The organism is Roseateles sp. DAIF2, assembly GCF_015624425.1.
In the GTDB taxonomy this organism is placed as follows: Bacteria; Pseudomonadota; Gammaproteobacteria; order Burkholderiales; family Burkholderiaceae_C; genus Kinneretia.
Genome location: NZ_CP049919.1, coordinates 4940917 through 4962035, shown reverse-complemented (window position 1 = coordinate 4962035; position 21119 = coordinate 4940917). Strand labels below are relative to the sequence as shown.

20 protein-coding genes are annotated in these 21119 nt (G+C 71.5%); 3 read left to right on the top strand and 17 right to left on the bottom strand.

The annotated features are described in order from the left end of the window. Positions 1-19: 19 nt before the first annotated feature. From G8A07_RS22890 to G8A07_RS22815, 16 genes are all read right to left on the bottom strand, one after another. Positions 20-1489 carry a CHASE3 domain-containing protein gene (locus tag G8A07_RS22890; protein ID WP_195794241.1) on the bottom strand — a complete coding sequence of 490 codons (1470 nt, stop codon included), beginning with the start codon at positions 1487-1489 and terminating at the stop codon, positions 20-22. A 21-nt stretch (positions 1490-1510) separates the two neighbouring features. Then, positions 1511-2035, bottom strand: a complete 525-nt coding sequence (locus tag G8A07_RS22885; protein WP_195794240.1) for a chemotaxis protein CheW — start codon at positions 2033-2035, stop codon at positions 1511-1513. Next, a complete protein-coding gene (locus tag G8A07_RS22880; protein ID WP_195794239.1) occupies positions 2032-3444 on the bottom strand; it encodes a CheR family methyltransferase in 1413 nt (470 codons plus the stop codon). Before G8A07_RS22880 ends, G8A07_RS22885 begins: the two co-directional genes overlap by 4 nt. Next, positions 3441-3878: a chemotaxis protein CheW gene (locus G8A07_RS22875; RefSeq protein WP_195794238.1), complete on the bottom strand. Its 438-nt coding sequence runs from the start codon at positions 3876-3878 to the stop codon at positions 3441-3443. The genes G8A07_RS22880 and G8A07_RS22875 overlap by 4 nt, the downstream gene beginning before the upstream one ends. Before the next feature lie 209 nt (positions 3879-4087). Continuing rightward, positions 4088-5515: an MFS transporter gene (locus G8A07_RS22870; RefSeq protein ID WP_195794237.1), complete on the bottom strand. Its 1428-nt coding sequence runs from the start codon at positions 5513-5515 to the stop codon at positions 4088-4090. A gap of 7 nt (positions 5516-5522) precedes the next feature. Continuing rightward, the gene (locus G8A07_RS22865) at positions 5523-6227 is read right to left on the bottom strand and encodes an SDR family oxidoreductase (protein ID WP_195794236.1); all 705 of its coding nucleotides are present in this window, start codon (positions 6225-6227) and stop codon (positions 5523-5525) included. Positions 6228-6305: 78 nt separating this feature from the next. Further along, positions 6306-6884 carry a TetR/AcrR family transcriptional regulator gene (locus G8A07_RS22860; RefSeq protein ID WP_195794235.1) on the bottom strand — a complete coding sequence of 193 codons (579 nt, stop codon included), beginning with the start codon at positions 6882-6884 and terminating at the stop codon, positions 6306-6308. A gap of 55 nt (positions 6885-6939) precedes the next feature. Beyond that, positions 6940-7911: a GlxA family transcriptional regulator gene (locus tag G8A07_RS22855; RefSeq protein ID WP_195794234.1), complete on the bottom strand. Its 972-nt coding sequence runs from the start codon at positions 7909-7911 to the stop codon at positions 6940-6942. Beyond that, positions 7898-8482, bottom strand: coding sequence for a cysteine hydrolase family protein (locus G8A07_RS22850; RefSeq protein WP_195794233.1), 585 nt, complete (start codon positions 8480-8482; stop codon positions 7898-7900). Before G8A07_RS22850 ends, G8A07_RS22855 begins: the two co-directional genes overlap by 14 nt. Positions 8483-8580: 98 nt before the next feature. Beyond that, a complete protein-coding gene (locus G8A07_RS22845; RefSeq protein WP_195794232.1) occupies positions 8581-9144 on the bottom strand; it encodes a DUF1415 domain-containing protein in 564 nt (187 codons plus the stop codon). A gap of 34 nt (positions 9145-9178) precedes the next feature. After that, positions 9179-11668, bottom strand: coding sequence for an apolipoprotein N-acyltransferase (gene lnt, locus G8A07_RS22840; protein WP_249937107.1), 2490 nt, complete (start codon positions 11666-11668; stop codon positions 9179-9181). Next, positions 11665-12363, bottom strand: a complete 699-nt coding sequence (locus G8A07_RS22835; RefSeq protein WP_195794231.1) for a hypothetical protein — start codon at positions 12361-12363, stop codon at positions 11665-11667. The genes lnt and G8A07_RS22835 overlap by 4 nt, the downstream gene beginning before the upstream one ends. A 23-nt stretch (positions 12364-12386) precedes the next feature. Then, entirely contained in the window at positions 12387-13490 is a 1104-nt protein-coding gene (locus tag G8A07_RS22830) for an SGNH/GDSL hydrolase family protein (protein ID WP_249937106.1), read from the bottom strand. 192 nt (positions 13491-13682) lie between these two features. After that, positions 13683-14780: a M14 family metallopeptidase gene (locus G8A07_RS22825; protein ID WP_195794230.1), complete on the bottom strand. Its 1098-nt coding sequence runs from the start codon at positions 14778-14780 to the stop codon at positions 13683-13685. Positions 14781-14785: 5 nt separating this feature from the next. Then, positions 14786-15982 carry a M20 aminoacylase family protein gene (locus G8A07_RS22820; RefSeq protein ID WP_195794229.1) on the bottom strand — a complete coding sequence of 399 codons (1197 nt, stop codon included), beginning with the start codon at positions 15980-15982 and terminating at the stop codon, positions 14786-14788. A 98-nt stretch (positions 15983-16080) separates the two neighbouring features. Further along, positions 16081-17208, bottom strand: coding sequence for an ABC transporter substrate-binding protein (locus G8A07_RS22815; protein WP_195794228.1), 1128 nt, complete (start codon positions 17206-17208; stop codon positions 16081-16083). Between the two features lie 108 nt (positions 17209-17316). Between G8A07_RS22815 and G8A07_RS22810 the strand changes: the two genes are divergently transcribed. The 3 genes from G8A07_RS22810 to G8A07_RS22800 are packed head-to-tail and all read left to right on the top strand — an operon-like array spanning position 17317 to position 20824. Continuing rightward, positions 17317-19377 (top strand): molybdopterin-dependent oxidoreductase, encoded by a 2061-nt coding sequence (locus tag G8A07_RS22810; RefSeq protein ID WP_195794227.1) that lies wholly within the window; start codon positions 17317-17319, stop codon positions 19375-19377. Further along, positions 19377-20495: an aminopeptidase gene (locus G8A07_RS22805; protein WP_195794226.1), complete on the top strand. Its 1119-nt coding sequence runs from the start codon at positions 19377-19379 to the stop codon at positions 20493-20495. The genes G8A07_RS22810 and G8A07_RS22805 overlap by 1 nt, the downstream gene beginning before the upstream one ends. Continuing rightward, positions 20495-20824, top strand: coding sequence for a polyhydroxyalkanoic acid system family protein (locus tag G8A07_RS22800; protein WP_195794225.1), 330 nt, complete (start codon positions 20495-20497; stop codon positions 20822-20824). Before G8A07_RS22805 ends, G8A07_RS22800 begins: the two co-directional genes overlap by 1 nt. A gap of 32 nt (positions 20825-20856) precedes the next feature. On the opposite strand, the gene G8A07_RS22795 is transcribed toward G8A07_RS22800, so the two are convergent. Further along, a complete protein-coding gene (locus G8A07_RS22795) occupies positions 20857-21108 on the bottom strand; it encodes an acyl-CoA-binding protein (protein WP_195794224.1) in 252 nt (83 codons plus the stop codon). Positions 21109-21119: the final 11 nt, after the last annotated feature.

Below are 21119 nucleotides of genomic sequence, written 5' to 3'. Positions count from 1 at the left end.
GGTCGCTGGCCTCGCCGCCTCAGGCCGCCGTCTGCTGCGGCTGCACCAGGCGCAGCAGCTCGCGCGACATGCCGGCCAGCTGCGACACCGTCTGCAGGGTCTGGCCGGAGCTGGCCTCGGTCTCGCGCGCCGCCTGGGCGGTGTTGGCGATCGCGATATTGACCTGCTCGACCGCGGTGGCCTGCTGTTTGGTGGAGAGCTCGATCTCGCGCGCCGCCTCGGTGGTGTTGCCGACCATGCCGGCGATCTGGCCGATCGCGGTGGTCACCTCGCCGAACTGGCGTGCGCCGGCCTCGACCGCCTTGGAGCCGGTCTCGGTGGCCATCACGGTGCTGTTGACCGCGCCGCGCACCTCGTCGATCTGGCTGCGGATCTCCTTGGTCGAGGCCGCCATGCGGTCGGCCAGCTTGCGGATCTCATCGGCGATCACGCCGAAGCGCTTGCCGGAGTCGCCGGCCACCGTGGCCTCGATCGTCGCGTTGATCGCCAGGATGTTGGTCTGCTCGGCCAGCTCGCCGACGATGTCCAGCACCGCACCGATCTGCTGCGACTTGCGGCCCAGGTCCAGCATATGGTCGACCACCAGGTCGATCTGGTCGCGCATGCCGGCCATCGACTGGTGCGCCGACTGCAGGGTGCCCTCGCCATGGCGCGCCGCGGCCGCGGTCTGCTCGGCGATGCTGACGACGCGCTGCGCGCTGTCGGCGATCTGGCGCGAGCTGGCCAGCAGCTCGGTGATCGTCGTGGTGATCTCGTTCATCGAGGTGGAGGACTCGCGCGCGCCGGCGGCCTGCTGGTTGGCCGCGGTCTGCAGCTCGGCCGAGCTGCGCTGCACATGGCGCACCGCCGCGCCGATCTGGGTGCCGAGCGCGCGGGTCAGGGTGTAGCCGGCGCCCACGACGAAGACCAGCGCGAGCAGGGTTCCCAGTGTGATGATTTGCCGCACGTCGGAAACCACGGAGTCGACGTCCTCGGCACGCTGTTTCAACTGTGAACGCTCGCTGTCCTCCATCTGATCCACGCGGCGCCGGATCTCGTCCATCAGCCGCTTGCCCTCGCCGAGCTTGACCGAGCGCTGCACCGCATCGTCACTGCCGGCTTGGCGGCGCATCTCTATGCGGTCCTTGTGCAGCTCCAGAATCGTGTCGATGATGGGTGTCAGGCCGGTCAGGCGCTTGAGTTGTTCCGGGTTGTCGGCCCATAGCCGCCGCAGCTCGCTTATCTGCTGCGGGATCTCCACCAGCGCATTGCGGTAGGGCTCCAGATAAGGCTCCTGGCTGGTCAGCATGAAACCGCGTTGGCCGGTTTCGGCGTCGCGCAGGGAGCCTATCAGGCTGCTCAACTGGTCCAGGCGCGTATGGGTATGTGAGACCCGGAGGCTGGTATCCGCCAGCTTGCCGACGCCACGATAGGACAACAAGCCCATCACAAGCAGCAGCAGGAACGAGAGCGAGAAACCCAGCGCGATCTTTCTGCCAAAGGTCCACATGGCCGGCTCCTTGTCGTGGTGTCAGGATGGGTTGGGGGGGCGCAGCAGCGCCGCGACGGCGCCCAGGTCGATCACCGAGCGCAGCTGTTCGGTGCCCTCGCCGGGGCAACGCAAGACCTGGCCCCGGAGCGGGTCGCGCGCGGCCTCGCCGGCCGGCACGCACGCCTCGCCCGGCAGCCGCCAATGGCCGTCGAAGCGCTCGAAGGCCAGCGCCAGCGGCGCCTGCTTCAGCACCACCAGCCAGGCCGGCCGTTCGGCCGCGCCCAGGCCCAGCAACGCGCGCAGGTCGTACAGCGGCAGCACCACGCCGCGGTGCGAGACCAGGCCCAGCAGCTCGGGAGGCGCACCGGGGTAGGGCGTGACGCCGGCCAGCGCCTGCAGCGCCGAGAGTTCCGCCAGGCGCAGTGCATGCGGCTGCGCACCCAGCCCCAGGCCGAGGAAGTCCAGCGGCGGCGGGCCGGCCTCGGGCGGTGGTTCGGCGAAGGCGCGATCGAAGGCCGCACGCCACTGCGCGACCTGAGCCTGCAGCTCCTCGGTCTCCTTCATGCGATCGCTCCGCGCTGTTCGCCTTCACACAGGGCCAGCAGGGCCTCGCGCCCGAAGCCGCCGCCGAACAGCAGCAGGCGGTGTTCGTCCTCGTCGCGCAGCAGCCGCGCGGCGGAGGCCAGCTCGGTGCGCATCAGCGCCAGCTCGCCACGGCGGCGCGCCAGCAGGCCCTGGCGCAGCCGCGGCATTGCGAAGCCGGGATCCAGCCGCGCGGCCTGGCGGTAGCGCAGCGCGGCGCCGGCTGGATCGTCGCGCGCCTCCAGACACAGGGCCTGCACGTAATGGGTGGCGGCGCGCTGCGCCGGCGCGGCCTGCAGCGGCAGCAGGCGCTCGCAGGCGCGCTCGGCCTCGTCCAGCCGGCCCTGCTGGGCCAGCAGCAGGGCCTCGTGCAGCAGCAGGGCGGGGTCCGGAGGCGCGCTGGCGGCCAGGGCCGCGGTCAGCGCCAGCGCGTCGTCATGGCGCTCGCGGCGCAGCAGCTCCAGCAGCGGCTCGGGTGTCGGCCTGGCCGGCGCGGGCGGCTGCGGGGCGCGCGGCGGCGGGGTCGGCGGGAGCGTCGCCGCCACCGGCGCGGGGCGCGGGGCGGTCTCGGACGCCGCACTGCGCTGGTAGTAGAAGCAGCCCTCGTTGTGCTCCAGGCGAAAACCCTCGTCCTGCTCGCGCAGCGACTCGGCATGGCCCAGGAACAGGTAGCCGTCGGGCGCCAGCGAACGGCGGATGCGCGCCAGCGCGGCGCGCACCGCCTCGGGCGTAAGGTACATCAGCACATTGCGGCAGAACACGATGTCGAAGCCGCCGGGGTGCCAGAACTCGGCGTCCTCGCTGCACAGGTTGCGGCGCTCGAACTGCACATGGCGCCGCGCCGCGATGTCGACGCTGAACTCCTGGCCCTGGGCATGGAACCAGGGCTGTTGTAGCGCCTCGGGCAGTTCGCGCAGGCTCCAGGCGCCGTAGCGCGCCAGCTCGGCCTTGCGCAGCGCCTCGGGGTTGAGGTCGATCGCCTGCACCTGCCAGTCCCAGGGCTCGCGCTCCAGGCCCAGCTGGGCCTGCAGGCAGATCGCCAGCGAATAGGCCTCCTCGCCGCTGGCGCAGCCGGCCGACAGCACGCGCAGGCGCCGCAGCGGGCGGCGCGCGCGCAGCAGCGCGGGCAGCACCACCAGGCGCAGCGCCTGGAACTGCTCGGCATGGCGGAAGAAGTAGGTCTCGCCGACCGTCAGCTCCGGGGCCAGCGCGTCCAGCTCGGCCGGCTGGCTGGCCAGGCGGTCCAGATAGTCCTGCGGCGGGCCGCCGGCGCAGCGCGCGAGCACCTCGGCCAGCCAGGGCAGCTGGCGGGTCTCGAAGCGCAGGCCCAGGCGCGCGGCGACCAGGCCGCGCAGGCGCTCCACCTCGGCGATCAGATGGCCCGGCGTCATGCGGCGACCTCCGCGGGCGGCAGCAGCCGGGCGCCGTTCAGCACCATCAGCAGCTCGGCATCGAGGCGGGCGATCGCCTGCACCGGTTCGTTGGCGGCCTCGCGCAGCAGCGGCGGCAGGGGCTCGCTGCCACCTTGCGGCAGTTCGCGCAGGCCCAGCACCTCGCCGACCGCCAGCGCCGCGCGGCGCCGGCCCACCGCGACGGTGACGAAGCGCTGCGGCGCCACGCCCGGCATGCCCAGCAGGCCGGCCAGGTCGACCACCGGCAGCGACTGGCCGCGGATGCGCACCAGGCCCAGCACATGGGCGGGGGCGTCGACCAGCGGCTCGACCGGCAGCGGCCGCAGGGTTTCGAGCACGTGGATCAGCGGCAGGGCGCACAGCCGCGTGTGTACGCGGCAGACCAGCGACGTTTGATACAGGCGCTCGTCCATCGGGCGTCGGCGCGGGTCAGTGGCCGCGCGGCCTCAAGCAGGATCGCCAGACGGAAGCGGACGCGCCATCTCGTGGCTCGTGCATGTTTTACCCCCTGAGCGGCCAGTCTATGCCAAGAAGGCACTTTCGTGCGTTGGATTCATCCATCGGGCCGAGGGGCTACCAGAACAGGGAGGGGATGGGGCCAGGCAAGACCTGGCCCCGGGCCTCATCGGGCCGCGCCCGGACGGGTGTTGACCGGCAGGCACAGCGCCCCGGTCAGCAGCGCCAGCGCCACATGGGCGGCGTACAGCGGCGTGAAATCGGCGCGCGCCAGCCCGGCGTGGCCCAGCAGCAGCACCGTCAGGGCCACGCCCAGCACCGCGCCGATCTGGCGCGTGGCCTGGTTGACCGCGCTACCCACCGCGTAGTGCGGGGCCGGCAGCCGCGCCACCGCGGCGGCGGCCAGCGAGGGCAGCACCATGCCGACGCCGATGCCGCTGAGCAGCAGGCCCGGCAGCCATTGCGTCAGATAGGCCGGCTCGACCCCCGGCACCCGCAGGAACCACAGGCCGCTGGCCGCATAGACCAGGGCGCCGCCGACCAGGAAGGGCCGATGGCCATGGCGCGCGGCCAGCCGGCCGCTCAGGATCGCGGCGGGCATCACCAGCAGCGGCCCCGGCGTCACCGCCAGACCGGCCAGCGGCAGGCTGTAATGCCAGATCGAGGTCATGTAGAAGAAGAACGCGAAGAACATCATCGCGAAGGCGGTGCCGAAGGCCAGGGTCGCCAGGTTCACATAGCGGTAGGTGGCATGGCTAAACAGCGCCAGGTCCAGCAGTGGCGCGCGCGCCACCCGGGCCCAGGCGACGAAGGCGATCAGCGCCGCGACGCCCAGCGCGGCGATCAGCCCCAGCTCCTCGCGCCGCCAATGGCGCGCCTCGGCCTGCACGATTGCCAGGGTCAGCGCGCCGACGCCCAGGATCAGCAGGCCCATGCCGACCAGGTCGAGGCGCCGCCGCGGCGCCGCCGGATCGTCTCTGCGGTGTTCCCGCAGCAGCGCGGCGCCGCGCCACAGCGCCAGCGCGCCGATCGGCAGGTTCAGGTAGAAGGCCCAGGGCCAGCCCCAATGCGCGGTGACCAGGGAGCCCAGGCTCGGCCCCACCGCCGCGGCCAGCGCGCCGACCGCGCCCCACAGGCTGACCACCACCGAACGCTTCTCGACCGGAAAGGCCGCCAGCACCAGCGACAGCGAGGCCGGGGTCAGCAGCGCCGCGCCCAGCGCCTGCAGCACCCGCGCCGCTACCAGGGCCTCGACGCTGGGCGCCAGGCCGCAGGCCGCCGAGGCCGCCAGGAACAGGGTGGTGCCCAGCAGGAAGATGCGCTTGCGGCCATGCGTGTCGGCCAGGCCGCCGGCCGGGATCAGCATCGCGGCATAGACCACCGTGTAGGCGTTCAGCACCCAGGACAGGTCGGCCGCGCTGGCGGCGGGAAAGGCCTCGCGCAGCGCCGCGAAGGCGGCGAACAGCATCGTGCCGTCCAGCGAGACCAGGAAGACCGCGCTGCTGGCGATCCAGAACACCGGCCAGGGTGAGCGGCCGGGGTCGGCCGCCGCGGGCGCATCGTCGACGGTGGTGGTGGAGCTGCTGCTGCTCATGCGGGCCTCAGCGCGGCAGGGCCTGCAGGTAGACGCCGGCCGACAGGCCCTGCTTGACCTGGCGCGTCACCTCGTCGCCGAGGATCTCGGTCGCGCCGGCAGCCAGGCCGTCGAACAGCGCGGCGGCGATCGCCTGCGGCGTGGTTTTCGGCGCGTCGATGCCCTGGGTCAGGTCCGTGTCGACGAAGCCCATGTGCAGGCCGGTCACCAGGGTGCCCTGGGCCGCCAGCTCCTGGCGCAGCGCATTGGTCATCGACCAGGTGGCGGACTTGGTCGAGGCGTAGGCGGCCAGCAGCGGGCCGCTGATCCAGCTGGCGATCGACAGCACATTGACCAGGGCTCCGCCGCCCTGCGCGGCCAGCACCGGCGCGAAGGCGCGTGCCAGGCGCAGCGGGCCGAAGTAGTTGACCTCCAGCTGGCGCCGCGCGGACTCGATCGCGTCCGGCGCCAGGAAGCCGCCGGTCTCGGCGACGCCGGCGTTGTTGATCAGCAGGTTCACGTCGGCGTACTGCGCTGCGACACGGGCCACGTCTTCGTCGCGCGTCACGTCCAGCCGCACCGGCACGACACCGGGCAGGGTGATGCTGTCCGGATCGCGCGCGGCGGCATAGACCTTCTTCGCACCGCGGGCCAGCGCCTCGCGGGCCAGGGCCAGGCCGATGCCGCGGTTGGCGCCGGTGATCAGCAGGGTGGCGTCTTGCAGGTTCTTCATGGGTAGCTCTCTTTCGTATTTATGACGATCGTCATATTGAAGGGTAAATAAAACCGCCCGGGCGGGCGGCGGCAGGAATCAGGACTCGCGCTGGGCCAGCAGGGCCTCGCGGTTGGCGGCCAGCAGTGCGCGGCCGGCCTCGTTGTCGCCCAGGGCGCGGGCCAGCTGCAGCGCACCGACCAACTGGCTGGCGATGGCCTCGGCGCGGCCGGCCGGGGCGGCGGTCGGCAGGACCTGGCGCACCCGCGCGATCAGGCCGGCGACGCGCCGCGCCGAGGCCTCGCGCACCAACTCGGACTGGCGCGGCATCTCGGAGGCCAGCGCGGCGACTGGGCAGCCGTTCTCCTGCGAGGCCAGGGTGCTCTCATGCAGATAGGACTCGACCAGCGCACGTAGCGGATCGGCGCCCTGGGCCTGGCGTTGCGCCATCGCCCGGCCGATCCGTTCGGCGCCGTCGTGACCGGCGCGCTCCAGCGCCGCGGCCAGCATCGCGTCGCGCGACTCGAAATGGGCATAGAAGCCGCCATGGGTCAGGCCGGCCTCCTTCATGATGTCGGCCACGCCGACGCCCTGGTAGCCACCGCGGCGGATCGCGCGGGCGGCGGTTTCCAGGATGCGCTCCCGGGTCTGCTCCTTGCGGCTGGGCTTGGGGTCCATCGGTGGCTCGAGCTGTCTATGATGAACATAATATTATGATCATCATTTTCAAAAGTCAAACCGCATGGCGGCGCCGCGCGCGGCGCAGTTGCTGGTCCGAGCTGAAGCCGGCCTGCAGCGCCGCCTGGCTGGCGCTCTGGCCCTGGGCGCGGGCCTGGCCGGCGCGCTCCAGCCGGATCGCCTGCAGATAGTGCAGCGGCGTGACGCCGGCATGGCTGGCGAACAGCCGGCTCAGGTGCCGCGGCGTGACATGGGCGGCGGCGGCCATGCGCGCCAGGCTCCAGTCCGCGGCGGGGTCGGCGCAGATCGCGTCCTGCACTCGGTGCAGGGCCGGGTGCAGATGGTGTCGATGCGCCAGCATCGGCGAGAGCTCGGGATCGTTGCCGCCGCGGCGCAGGTAGACCACCATCACCTGGGCCACGCCGGCGGCCAGCGCGGCGCCGCAGCGCTCGGCGATCAGGTGCAGGGCCAGGTCGATGCCGGCGGTGATGCCGGCGCTGCTGGCGAGCGGGCCGTCGAACACGAAGACGCGGTTGTCCACCACCTGGGCGCGCGGCGCGGCGGCGCGCAGCGCATCGAGCAGCTCATGGTGGGTGGTGCAGCGGCGCCCGTCCAGCAGGCCGGCCTCGGCCGCCAGCAGGGCGCCGGAGCAGATGCTCAGCAGCCGGCCCCGGCCGCCGTCCAGCAGCGCGCGGCCCTGGGCCGCCAGCCAGCGGCGCAGGCGCAGCGCATCGGCCAGCGCGGCGCTGTCCGGCCGGGCCTCGCCCGGCAGCGCGCTGCGGCAGCCGACCAGCAGCAGCCAGCTGTCGGGCGCCAGGGCGTTGGGCAGCGGCTCCAGGCCGCTCAGCGCCAGGCCCACCGAGCTGGCGCAGCCGGGGCTGGCCGCGATGAAGCGCAGCCGAAAAGCCTCGGGCCTGCCGCGGGCGCACAGGGCCTGGTTGGCAAGCCGGAAGGCCTCGGCCGGCCCGGCCAGATCGAGCAGCAGCGCATGCGGCTCGACCAGCAGCAGGACGTCAATTGCGGACATGCACTCCAGTATCGCCGCCGGCGCGCGCCAGCGCCCGCTCGACGCTGCAGATCTCGGCGAAGCGGTCCTGCAGCACGGTCTCCGTGCGCAGTTTCAGCGCCGCCGGGCTCAGCAGCTCGCCGTCTGCATGGCGCATCGCGAAGGTCAGGGTCGCCTCGGTCACATAGTCGACTTCCCAGCCCTCGTCGCTGGCATGGCGGGTGGTGGTCTCGCAGCATTGCTCGGTGCGGATGCCGGCGATGATCAGGCGCTGGATGCCCTGCTGGTGCAGCCAGACGGCCAGGCCGGTGCCGACCAGGGCGCTGTGGCGATGCTTGATGAATTCGGCCGCCGGCGCGTAGTCGGCCAGGCCCTGCAGCGGGCGAACCAGGCCGCTGGCCAGCGCGAAGGCGTTGTCGGCCTGCTCGGGGCCGTCGCTGTGCAGGATGCGCACGATCGGCAGGCCGCGCGAGCGGGCGCCGTCGATCAGCGCATTGGTGCGCGCCAGGAAGGCGGGCAGCTCGGTCTCGTCCCAGTAGGGGCGGTGGCGGAAGGATTCCTGGATGTCGATCAGCAGCAGGGCGGTTTTCATGGGCCTCTCCAAGGCTTGGAACAGGCCTTCATGATCGGCCGCCGAGTGGCAGCCGTCGCGCGCTTTCCGGACCGCTGCCGGTCAGATCAGGACATCGTCTACTTGAGGCCGAGCGCCTTCCAGCCTTCCAGGCCGAGCTTCTCCAGGGTCGCGATGTTGTTCTCGAAGATCGCGTCGGTGTCCGGCATGGTCTCGACCGCGCGCTCGATGCTGGTCTCGCGCAGCAGATGCAGGGTCGGATAGGGCGAGCGATTGGTGTAGTTGCTGATGTCCTCGGGCTCGGTGCCCCCGAACTGGTAGTCGGGATGGAAGTTGGCGATCTGCAGCTCGCCGTCCAGCTCCAGGTCCTCGACCAGGGCGTCGGCGGCGCCGAGGAAATCGTTGAAGTCCAGGAAGTCCTGCAGCACCAGCGGGTGGATCACCAGGGTGGTCTCGATCTCGTCCGGGTCGGCGCGGCGCAGGAACAGCAGCTCGCGGGCCAGCTCCTGCAGCAGCTCCTCGGGCGTCATGGCCTCGCTCACCACATAGCGCAGGCGCTGGTTGACATGCACGCTCTTGGCGAAGGGGCAGAGGTTCAGGCCGATCACGGCCTTCTCCAGCCAATGCTGGGTGTCGGCCTGGATCCGGGTCTTGTCCAGGGGGGATTGCTTATCGGGGGTCATGCCGTAAGCCTAGCAGGGATGCGGCGGGCCCAGTTCAACTCAGCGCGCGCAGCAGCAGCCAGCCGGGCAGGCCCAGGTAGAGCGCGGCCAGGGCCAGCCGCTCGGCCCAGGTCCGCAGCGGGGCGAGCCGCCCGGGCCGCAGCAGCGCGCCGCCCAGCAGCGCCAGCTCCACCAGCAGGCGCAGCGCCGCGGCGCTCAGGGCCACGGCCATGGCCCAGGCCGCCCACCACAGCGAGAAGCCCTTCAGATAGGCGGCGAGGCCGAAGCTGTAGTACTCGCCCAGGCCGCTGCCGTAGGCGATGTGCTGATGCAGCCGGAAGGCGGGCAGGGCCAGCAGGAACGGGAACACGAGGTACTTGACCCAGGGGCGGCCCAGGCCGCCGGGCGACGGAGAGGGGCGTGACCGCAGGTACAGCGCCAGGCCCTGCGCCGGCGTGGCGGGGGCGCTCGGGCCGCCGACCGCCCGCAGGGCCTGCGCCAGGGCCCAGGGGTCGGCGCAGGCCAGGCCATAGCGCCAGTCGTGGCCGTCGCTCAGCCGCAGGCTGGCGCCCGCGCCGGGCAGCGGCAGCCGCCAGGGCCGCACGCCGGCCAGTTGGGCCAGCGGCAGGCTCAGCTGTCGCCCGCCGCGCGTGAAGCGCAGCAGCCCGGCGGCGGCATCGAGCTCCAGCCGCGCCGCATAGGCGCGCAGCAGGCACCAGGCGGCCGCCTCCGGCACGAGAAAGAGCGCGACGAAGCTGCGCAGCTGCGCCAGCGTGTTGCTCTGGACCGGGCCCTCGCCGAAGAGGATGGCCCAGATCATCCACAGCAGGCCGGCGCGCGCGCCGACGCGCAGGGCCGCCGCCGCCCAGCGCGCGGGCCCGGGCAGCAGCGCGAGATCGACCGGCAGCGTGGCGGCGCGAGCCGATACCGGGGCTTCAGCCACCACGCGGCGCTGCAGCGCCCGGATCAGGAGCCCCAAGAGCAGCAGCGCCAGCAGGGCGCTCGCCAGCGGTCCGACCCAGTCGCCCCAGCGCCGCATCAGGGTCGGCGGCGGCTCGCCCACCGGCAGCGCGCCGACGGCCAGGGCGCGCTCGCCCCAGCGCGTGGCGGCGTGGATCTCGCCGCTGGCGTCGATCAGCCCGCTGTAGCCGGTGCTGGTGACGCGGAACTGCGGCAGCCGGGTCTCGATGCTGCGAAAGGCCGCCGCGGCCTGGTGCAGGGCCGGGCCCTGCGCGCTGCTGCTGAACCAGGCGTCGTTGGACAGAGTCAGGATGGCCCGCGCGCCCAGCCTGGCGCCATCGATCGCCAGGCCGGCGTCCAGCGCGTCCAGGCAGATCAGCGGCAGCACCGGCACCTCGCGGCCATCGGCCAGCAGCAGCGGGAAGACCCGCGCGCCGTCGCCGGGCTGCCAGTTGCCGGCCCAGGGCAGCAGGGCGCGCAGGCGCGGCCCGTCCAGCCAGGCCGGCACATGCTCGGTCAGCGGGAAGGGTCGGGTCTTGCGGTAATGGCCCAGCAGGCCGCGGCCCGGCGCGACGAAGGCGGCGCTGTTGTATTCGCGGCCCTGCGCGTCGCGCTCGTAGGTGCCGAAGACGAAGGGCCGGCCGGCCGCCTCGACGACCGAGAGAATCTCGCGGTCGAACTCGGCGCCGGCCTCGCTCTTCGGCCGCCCGAAGGTGGTGGGATAGACGGTCTCGGCCCACAGCACCGCGTCGGCCCGCTGGCGCTCCACCGCGTCGTGGCTCATCGCGTAATGCAGGTCCAGCACCTCGCGCACCACCGCGCCGGCGCCCTGCTCGCGCCGCAGCCGCTCGTAGTCGGCGATGTTGGATTGCACCAGGCCCAGGCGCAGCAGCGGGCCGCTGTCGGGGGCCGGCAGGCGCGCCAGCGCCAGCGCGCCATAGGCCGCCAGCAGCGCGGGCAGGGCCGCAGCGCCGGCCAGCGGCAGGACGGCGGCGCGCCAGCCGCCCGCGTGGCCGTGGCGCCGCAGCGCGGCGCTCAGGGCCTCGTTGCCGAGCAGCAGGGCCAGGGTCAGGCCGCTGGCGCCGCCCAGGTCGGCCGCCTGGCGCAGCAGGGTCGCGGGATGCAGGCCATAGCCCAGCGTGTCGTCCAGCAGGCGCGGCAGCAGCCATTCGGCGCTGAGCCAGGCCAGGCAGGCCGCGAGGCCGCCCGGCAGCGGGCCCAGCCGGCGGCCAATCAGATGCCGCACCAGGGCGAAGACGAGGATCTGCGGCTGGAACAGCGGCGCGGCCAGCAGCAGCAGGGCCAGGCCCGCCGGGGCGCCGATCTGCGTATAGGCGCCGATGCCACCGCCCAGCCAGGCGAACACCGCGGCGGTATAGCCCACCGATAGGGCCCAGGCGCTCAGCAGGCTGCCGCGCCAGCCGCGCTCGGCATCCAGCGCGCGCAGCCAGGGCAGCAGCATCACGAAGCCCAGCGGCCAGGCCCAGCCGCCGCGCGCGAAGGCCGCGATCAGCAGGCTGCTGGCCAGCACGGCCGTCCAGCGGCTGTCGCGCAGCCGCGGCCAGACGGGCGTCGGCGGGCTCAAGGTCGGGGCTGGCCCGGGTCGAGGGGCGCCGGCAGCACGATCTGGCGGATCGCCAGCCCGGCCGGGGCCAGTTCCGCGGGCACCACGCGGTTGGCCGGCAGGGTAATGGGCCGGCCCTGCCAATCCAGCGGTGGGCGGTCCGGCGAGTACATCAGGATGGGTTCGATGCGCTGGCCGTCATCGGTGGCCTGGTAATGGCGCACATAGCCGGGCGGCAACTCGAAGTCCTCGGGCACCGCCAGGCCCAGCAGCGGCGGCCGCGTGCCCGGAGGCGAGAAGGCGCCCAGGCCGGTGTGCACGCCGGCCGCCTGCAGCCGTGCGATCACCTCGGCCATGCCGGGCCGCTCGCCCTCGTTGACATGGTCGGCCAGGTCCGGCGTCTGGTCGCCCTCCGGATCGCGTTGGCGCCAGATGCGCGGTCCGGGCGCGGCCGCGGCGCTGGGCTGTGTTGCGGCCATCACAGGCGGCGCGGCGCTAGGTGGCTGCGGTTGCGGCGGAGCGGCAGCAGAGGCCATCGGGGCTGCGGACATGAGCATGGGCGTTTCGGCCGGCGGCGCCTCCGCCGGGGACGGTTGCCACCACCAGAACAGCAGCCCGGCCAGCAGACCCAGCGCGATCGCCAGAAAGCCCAGCGAGGGCCCCCAGGCCGCCTCATCGCGGCGTGGCGGGCGGCGGTCGGCGGGCGGCTTGGACATGATGCTGGCTGCTGCCCGGTGGGCTAGGGGGCCGCCGGGTTGAAGACGGAGATGGCCCAGCCCATGCGCTCATGACCGTACTGATTCCAGATCGGGTTCTTGCCGTTGCCGATAGTGGGGTAGCGCGGCGCGCCGCTGCCGGTCGTGCCGCCGAACAGGCCGGCCGTCACCGTGCCGCCGGTGTAGGTCGGATGGGTGTCGTCGGACTGGATGTAGTCATAGCTGCTGGTGGCCGAGACGAACTTGCTGTTGGCATCGCGGATCGTCGCGCGCAGGGTCGTGCTCAGGCGCGCGACATAGGCCGCCTCGCTCTCACCCGCCACATAGCGCAGGGCCTCGGCGTCGACCTGGCCGTCGCCATTGCTGTCGTAGTCGGCGCCCATGTACTGCGCGAAGCTGTCGGCGCATTGAAAACCCTTCTGGCGCGCGAACTCGCACATCCAGTAGTTCATCGTCGCCAGCCTGGGCAGGAACAGCGACTGCAGGTTCACCGTGGCGCCGGTGCTCGCGTCCTTGCAGGAGCTCTGCACATTGTCGGCCGCGTAGCCGGGGTAATGCAGATTGGAGATCACCTTGAGCTTGGTGCCGGCATAGGCATTGGCATTGATGAAGTCCATCGCGGCCGCGACATAGGTCTTGCAGCTGGCCACCGCGTTGTTCAGGGCGGTGTAGTTGCAGGTGCCGGTCTGGCTCTTGAAGGCGGAGCGCGCCTGCAGGCCGTCGTTGCCGCACATTTCGAAGGTGACCACCCGCGTCGACGCGGCCTGCATATAGGACTTCTCGGCGACGATCTTGTTGTTGTAGATGTCCGAGGCGACGGCGCCGGACTTGGCGCGACGCACGTTCTCGATGTCGGCGTTCCAGCGCGCCGACAGGTACTCGGCATCCACCGTGGGCGCCGCGTACTTGGCGGCGTTCAGGGCGGAGCCGTTGTAGCCGGCGTAGATCGAGTCGCCATAGGCCACGACGCGGTACTTGGTGCTGGTGCCGGCGCGGTCGATGGTCCAGGACACGTTCTGGGTCAGGGTGTTGGCCGCGGCGCCGGCGCTCAGGCCGAGCAACGTGCCGGCGCACAGGGCCGAGGTCAGCCGTCGCGCCAAGAGGATGAGCCGGGTGGGGTGTCTCATGGTCCTGTGTCTCCTTGCGATGGTTCAACAGCAGGCGACGGTCAAGCCGTGAAGGCGGCGCGCCGCATCTGGACAGCCAGGGCCTCAGGCTAGCACCGCGGCGGACCGGCCATTGCCGGGTTTTCCCATGGCTGCGCCCGGCCGCCCTTCATGGGACGGTTGTTTAGCGGGAAGGGGCGGGCGCCCCGGGGCTCAGCCGCGCGGCGCGCTCAGGCCGGCCAGCGCCTGGCGGGCGGCCGTAAAGGCCTGCTCGACGATCTGGCGCTTCCAGTCATCGGTGTCGACATAGAAGGCGTCGCGGATCTGGCGCTTGATCTGCGCCGCCTGCGCGGGCGGCGCCTCGGGATGGGCCTCCAGCCAATGGTCGGCGCGCAGCGCCTCGATCATCTGTGGCAGCGGCAGGGTGCCGTACTCCAGCGCGATGCCGGTGTATTCGGCCTGCGGGCAGGCGTCGAAGATCGCGTTCCACATCAGGCCCTGCAACAGCGCGGAGCTGGAGCTGCCGTCGTAGATCGAGGTCACCTCGGCGCCCCACCAGGCGCGCGCGCGGGCCAGCGCCGCCGCGTCGTCGCGGCAGGCGAAGATGCGCTCGCCATGGCCCGTCGGCCCGAGGCCGGTGTGCAGGTCGATCCAGGCGATCTGTCGCGCATGGCGACCATGCTCCTCGAGCACATGGCGCAGGGTCACATTGCTCCAGGTCGGCGCATGGCCGCCGTAGAACAGACCCAGCTCATGGGCGTACTGCCCGCCGGTGATCGCGGTCTGCAGCGCGCGCTCGCCATGGCGGGCCGCATAGGCCGCCAGCTGCGCCTCGTTGGCCGCGCTGGGCGGCCATTGCTGCGGGACCAGCGCGCCGGCGATCTCGTCGTAGCCGGGGTTGGCCGGTAGGGGTTGGTGGTGGGTGAAGTCCAGGAAATTGCGATTCAGGTCCACGCCCTCCTGGGTGACGCGGCGCCACCAGGAGAAGCCATGCGGGTTCAGCGCATGCAGGTACAGCACCGCGACGCCGGCCTCGCGCAGCGCCGCATGCCAGCCGGCGTCGCGCAGCAGCGCGGTCTGCACGCCGGAGCCGCAAAAGCCCTCGACGCCATGGCAGGCGCTGCTGAGGATCAGCAGCCGCTCGGCCCGCGGATCGCCCTCGACGACGATGTCCAGCGCCAGGCGCTCGCCGTCGCGGCCCAAGAGCGGATGCCAATGCGGCTCGGCGTCCAGGCCGGCGGCCTCGACCGCGGCGAGGAACTTCTGCCGCGCCTCGGCGTAGCTCTGCGCAAAGAAGTCGGACGCAGACATCGCGCTCAGGGCTTGGGGCTGTTCAGCCAGGCCTCGGCCATGCGCACCCACATCGAGCCGCCCAGCGGGATCAGCTCGTCGTTGAAGTCGTAGCTGGGGTTGTGCAGCATGCAGGGGCCCATGCCATGGCCGCCCTCGCGGTGCGTGCCGTCGCCGTTGCCGATCAGGAAATAGCAGCCGGGCTTTTCCAGCAGGAAGAAGCTGAAGTCCTCGGCGCCCATGGTCGGCTCGAACTCCTGCACATTGGCCGCACCGACCACGTCGGACAGCAGCGTGCGCACGAACTCGGTTTCCTTCGGATGGTTGATCGTCGGCGGGTAGTTGCGGTGGAACTCGAACTCGACCGTGGCCTCGAAGGCCTGGGCGGTCGCTTCCGCTATTTGCTTCATGCGGCGTTCGATCAGGTCCAGCACCTCGATCGTGAAGGTGCGCACCGTGCCCTGGATCTCACAGCTGTCCGGCACCACATTGGTGGCCTCGCCGGTGTGGATCATCGTCACCGAGATCACGCCGGCGTCGATCGGGCGCTTGTTGCGGGTGATGATGGTCTGGAAGGCCTGCACCATCTGGCAGGCCACCGGCACCGGGTCGACGCCGTTGTGCGGCAGCGCGGCATGCGAGCCCTTGCCGCGGATCGTGATCTTGAACTCGTTGCTGGAGGCGAACACCGGGCCGCTGCGCACGGCGAACTGGCCGGCCGCCATGCCGGGCCAGTTGTGGGCGCCGAACATGGCCTCCATCGGGAACTTGTCGAACAGGCCGTCCTTGATCATCTCGCGCGCGCCGCCACCGCCTTCCTCGGCCGGCTGGAACACCAGATAGACGGTGCCGTCGAAGTTGCGGTGCTGGGCCAGATGCTTGGCCGCGGCCAGCAGCATCGCGGTGTGGCCGTCATGGCCGCAGGCGTGCATCTTGCCGGGGTGCTTGCTGGCATGCGCGAACTGGTTGTGCTCGGTCATCGGCAGCGCGTCGATGTCGGCGCGCAGGCCCACCGCGCGCTCCGACGTGCCGTTCTTGACGATGCCCACCACGCCGGTCTTGCCCAGGCCGCGGTGTACGGGAATACCCCATTCGGTCAGCGCACGGGCGATCAGGTCGGCGGTGCGTTCCTCCTCGAAACACAGCTCCGGATGGGCGTGGATGTCTCGTCGCAGGGTGGCGATGCTGTGCGCATCGGCCAGGATGGAATCGATCAGCTTCATGGCGGCACTCCGTATTGGCGGCGGCCCGGCGCGGTGCCAGGGCCGCGAGTCGTGCCAGTGTACCCGTGGGGTCTGCCGCCTGCAGGCGCTTGGGGCGCCTAGCGACGGACCTTGCCGTCGCCGGTCAGCATCGACAGTTCGACGAAGCCGGAGGCCTCATGCTTGCCCGGCGCGAACTTCACCGCGAAGCCGCCGGCGTTGTAGTTGCCCATCGATTCCAGCGCGCCGACCAGCGCGTCGCGGCCGGGGCGGCCGCCCATGCGGCGCAGGCCCTCGCTGAGCACCTTGGCGGCCAGGTAGCCCTCGATGCCGGTGTAGTTGGGCTTCAGATCGCCGCCGGCGCGCTGCACCGCGGCCTGATACTCGGCGACGACGCCGGTGGCGTTGGCGCCGAAGGGGTAGGGCATGACCTGGCTGACCACGACGCCCAGCGCCTCCTTGCCCAGCTCGTCCGACAGCGCCTGCGTGCCGACGAAGGACAGGTTGTAGAACACGCCGCCGAAGCCGGCCTTGCGCGCCTCGCGGATGAAGGCGGCGCAGCTCTTGTAGGCGCTGACCAGCACGATCGCCTCCGGGGCGGCCGCGACCAGGGTCTTGACCGCGGCGGCCACGTTGACGCTGTTGCGCTCCACCGTCGCGACACCATGCGGCGCCAGCTTGCGCGCCAGCAGGGCCTGCTGCACGCCGTCCAGCCCGGCCTTGCCGTAGGCATCGTTTTGGTGGAACACGCCGATCTTGTTCAGACCCAGCTGGGTCAGCTGCTTGACGATCAGCGCGGTCTCGTCGTCGTAGGAGGCGCGCAGATGGAAGGCCCAGCGATTGGCCGGATCGCGCAGCGCCTCGGCGCCGGTCAGCGGCGCGAAGAAGGGCAGCTTGTGCTGGTTGACCAGCGGCAGCGCGGCCAGCGAGGTGGGCGTGCCGACATAGCCGAACAGGGTCAGCACCTCCTCGGCGATGAACTTCTCGGTATTGGCCTTGCAGCGCTCGGGCTCGTAGCCGTCGTCCAGGGTCTTCAGCTCGACCGTCAGCCCGTTGATGCCGCCGGCGGCATTGAGCGCGTCGAAGTAGAGCTTGGCGCCGGCCTGCATCTGCAGGCCCAACTGGGCGGCCGGGCCGGTCAGCGGGCAGGACTGGCCCAGCACGATGCGGCGGCGCTCCTGGGCCTGGGCCCAGGCGGGTGCCAGGGCCAGGCCGGCCATGGCGCTCAGGGTTTCGCGTCTGCGCATCTCTATCCTCTCCCTCGCGCGGAATAATGGGCGTCATTGTGCGAGGTGCATGCGTCCGCCCCGGGCCGTGCGGCGCGCACCCCGCCCACCCTGTGCAATAGTTCACGCATGAATTCCGCTGTTACCGACGCTCCCCAGCAACGCATCGTCAAGGGCGCCTGCCCGCATGACTGCCCCGACACCTGCGCGCTGCGCATCACGGTCGAGGACGGGCGGGTCATCAAGGTGCAGGGGCAGCCAGACCATCCCAGCACCCATGGCGCGCTGTGCACCAAGGTCTCGCGCTACCCGGAGCGCACCTATCACGCGGAGCGCCTGCTGCGGCCGCTGAAGCGGGTCAGCGCCAAGACCGAGGCACCGCGCTTCGAGCCGGTGTCCTGGGACGAGGCGCTGAGCGACATCGCTGCGCGTCTGACGGCCATTGCGGCGCGCGATCCCGAGGCCATCCTGCCCTACAGCTATGCCGGCACGATGGGCCTGCTGCAGGGCGAGGGCATGGCGGCGCGCTTCTTCAACAAGCTTGGTGCCTCGGTTCTCGATCGCACCATCTGCGCCTCGGCCGGCGCCGCGGCGCTGACCGCGACCTATGGCAACCGGGTCGGCATGCACCTGCCGTATTTTGCAGAGGCCAAGCTGATCCTGATCTGGGGCAGCAACTCGATCGCGTCGAACCTACATTTCTGGACCTATGCCAACAAGGCCAAGCGTGAGGGCGCGAAGCTGATCTGCATCGACCCGCGCAAGACCGAGACCGCCGACAAATGCCATCAGCACATCGCGCCGCTGCCCGGCACGGATGGCGCGCTGGCGCTGGGCCTGATGCATGAGTTGATCGTCAACGACTGGCTGGACCATGACTATCTGGCCGCCCATGTCGAGGACTGGGACGAGCTGTGCACGAAGGCGCTGGACTGGCCGCCGGCGCGCGCGGCCGAGGTCTGCGGCATCACGGTCGAGGAACTGCAAGGCCTGGCGCGCGACTATGGCGCGCGCAACGCGATCGAGGCGCCGGCCGCGATCCGCCTGAACTACGGCATGCAGCGCGTGCGCGGCGGCGGCAATGCGGTGCGCCTGATCGCGCTGCTGCCCTGCCTGACCGGCGCCTGGCGCTCGCGCGCCGGCGGCCTCTTGCTGTCCAGCTCCGGCTGGTTCGCGCCCTATAAGAACATGGCGGCGCTGGAGCGGCCCGAGCTGCGCGCCGGCGGCCGGGCGCCGCGCACGATCAATATGAGCACGATCGGCGACGACCTGCTGCGCGAGGCGGCGCCGGACTTCGGCCCCAAGGTCGAGGCGCTGATCGTCTACAACAGCAACCCGGTCGCGGTGGCGCCGGAATCGCCCAAGGTCGTCAAGGGCTTCCAGCGCGCGGACCTGTTCACCGTGGTGCTGGAACATTTCATGACCGACACCGCGGACCTGGCCGACTATGTGCTGCCCGCCACCACCCAGCTGGAGCATCTGGACGTGCACACCAGCTATGGACACACCGATGTGCTGATCAACCAGCCGGCCATTGCGCCGCTGGGCGAGGCCAAGTCCAACACCCAGATCTTCCGCGAACTGGCCGCACGCATGGGCTTTGCCGAGCCCTGCTTTGCCGAGACCGACGAGCAGCTGGCGCGTCAGGCCTTCAGCGCCGAGATCGATTTCGACGCGCTGGTCGAGCAGGGCTGGCAGAGCCTGCCGGTGCGGGAGGCGCCGTTCGCGAACGGCGGCTTCCCGACGCCCAGCGGCCGGGCCCAGGCGGGCGGTGCGGACTTCGTGCCCAACTACGAGAGCGTGCTGTCCTCGCCCGAGCTGGCGCGGCGCTTCCCGCTGGCGATGATCTCGCCGCCGGCGCGCAACTTCCTGAACAGCAGCTTCGTCAACGTCAAGAGCCTGCGCGATATCGAGAGCGAGCCGATCGTCGAGATCCATGCGCTGGACGCCGCCGCGCGCGGCTTGGTCGACGGCGCGCTGGTGCGGGTGTTCAACGAGCGCGGCAGCTACCACTGCACCGCGCGCATCAGCGAGCGCGCGCGGCCCGGCGTGGTCAACGGCCTGGGTGTCTGGTGGCGCAAGCTGGGCCCGCGCGGCAGCAATGTCAACGAGGTCACGCACCAGCGCCTGACCGACCTGGGCCGCGCGCCCAGCTTCTACGACTGCCTGGTCGAGGTCGAAACCGCTTGATGGGACCATCCCCTACGGCCTGCGGCCGCCCCCTCAAGGGGGCGCGCCCGAGGGCTCGGCCAAGCCGAATCCCCGGACGCCGCTGGGTTTGCCGTCTCGCACTGCTTGCGGCGGTCGGTTTATCGGGCTGCGCCCAGGTCGGCTACCTCGGCCAGGCCGCCTCGGGCCATCTGCGCCTGGTCGGCGCGGCCCAGGCGGTCGAGACCCTGGTGCAGGACCCGGCGCTGGACGAGGGCCTGCGCGAGCGGCTGCTGCTCAGCCAGCGCATGCGCGAGTTCGCTTCGCGCGAACTCGGCCTGCCGGACAACGCCAGCTACCGCCGCTATGCCGACCTGCAGCGCGGCGCGGCGGTCTGGAATGTGGTGGCCACGCCCGAGCTGAGCCTGCAGCTGAAGACCTGGTGCTATCCGGTCATGGGCTGCGCCGGCTACCGCGGCTTCTTCGATCGCACCGAGGCCGAGGCCTTCGCCGCCGCGCTGCGCCGCGACGAGGGCCTGGAGGTGCTGGTCTACGGCGTGCCGGCCTATTCGACCCTGGGCTGGAGCTGGCTGTTCGGCGGCGACCCGCTCTTGAACACCTTCATCCGCTACCCCGAGGGCGAACTGGCGCGCATGATCTTTCACGAGCTGGCGCACCAGGTGGCCTATGCGGCCGACGACACCGAGTTCAACGAGTCCTTCGCGACCGCGGTCGAGCGCCTGGGCGTCGAGGCCTGGCTGGCGGCCCATGGCGACGCGGCGGCGCGCGAGCAGTACCGGCGCGGCAACGAGCGCCGCGAGCGCTTTCGCGCGCTGGCGCTGGGCTACCGGGCGCGGCTGCAGGCGCTCTACGAGGGCCCGCAGGACGAGCCGGCCAAGCGCGCGGCCAAGGCCGCGCTGTTTGCGCAGCTGCGCGCCGAGCCGGACCTGCGGCAGGGCTACGAGGGCTGGCTGGCCAACGCCAACAATGCCAGCCTGGCGATCCAGGCCGCCTACCACCGGCTGACGCCGGAGTTCGAGGCGCTGTTCGAGCGCCAGGGGCGCGACTGGCCGGCCTTCTACGCCGAGGTCCGGCGTCTGGCAGACTTGCCCAAGGCCGAGCGCCGACAGCAACTCAGCAAACAAAGGAGCACCCCCTGATGGCCAACATCAAGATTCACCGCGACCATGCGCTGGGCCTGCAGCGGGCTCGCGAGATCGCCTGGGCCTGGGCCGAGCAGGCCGAGGCCAAGTTCGAGATGGAATGCACGGTGCTGGAGGGCAAGACCAGCGACACGGTCGAGTTCACCCGTTCGGGCGTCAAGGGCCAACTGATCGTTGCGGCCGACCATTTCGACCTGAGCGCCAAGCTGGGCCTGCTGCTGGGCGCCTTCAAGGGCCAGATCGAGGGCGAGATCGCCAAGGCGCTGGACGCGCTGCTGGCGGGCGAGGGTGGCAAGCCGGCGGCCAAAAAGAAAAAGGCGGGCTGAAGAGCCCGCCTGGTGCGCCGGATCGGGCCGGCTTACTTCAGGGATTCGATGAGGTCGATGTATTGCTGCATCGCCTCGTCGCCGGAGGTGCCCTTCAGGCCGGCCCAGGCGTCGTATTTGGCGCGGCCCACCATGTCGGTGAAGCCGGGGCGCGAGCCCTCGACATCGCCGGCGCTGCCCTGCTTGTAGAGGGCGTAGAGCTTCAGCAGGGTCATGTTGTCGGGGCGCTCGGGCAGGCTCTTGGAGGCGGCCACGGCGGCTTCGAATTGGTCTTTCAGGCTCATCTTGTCTCCCG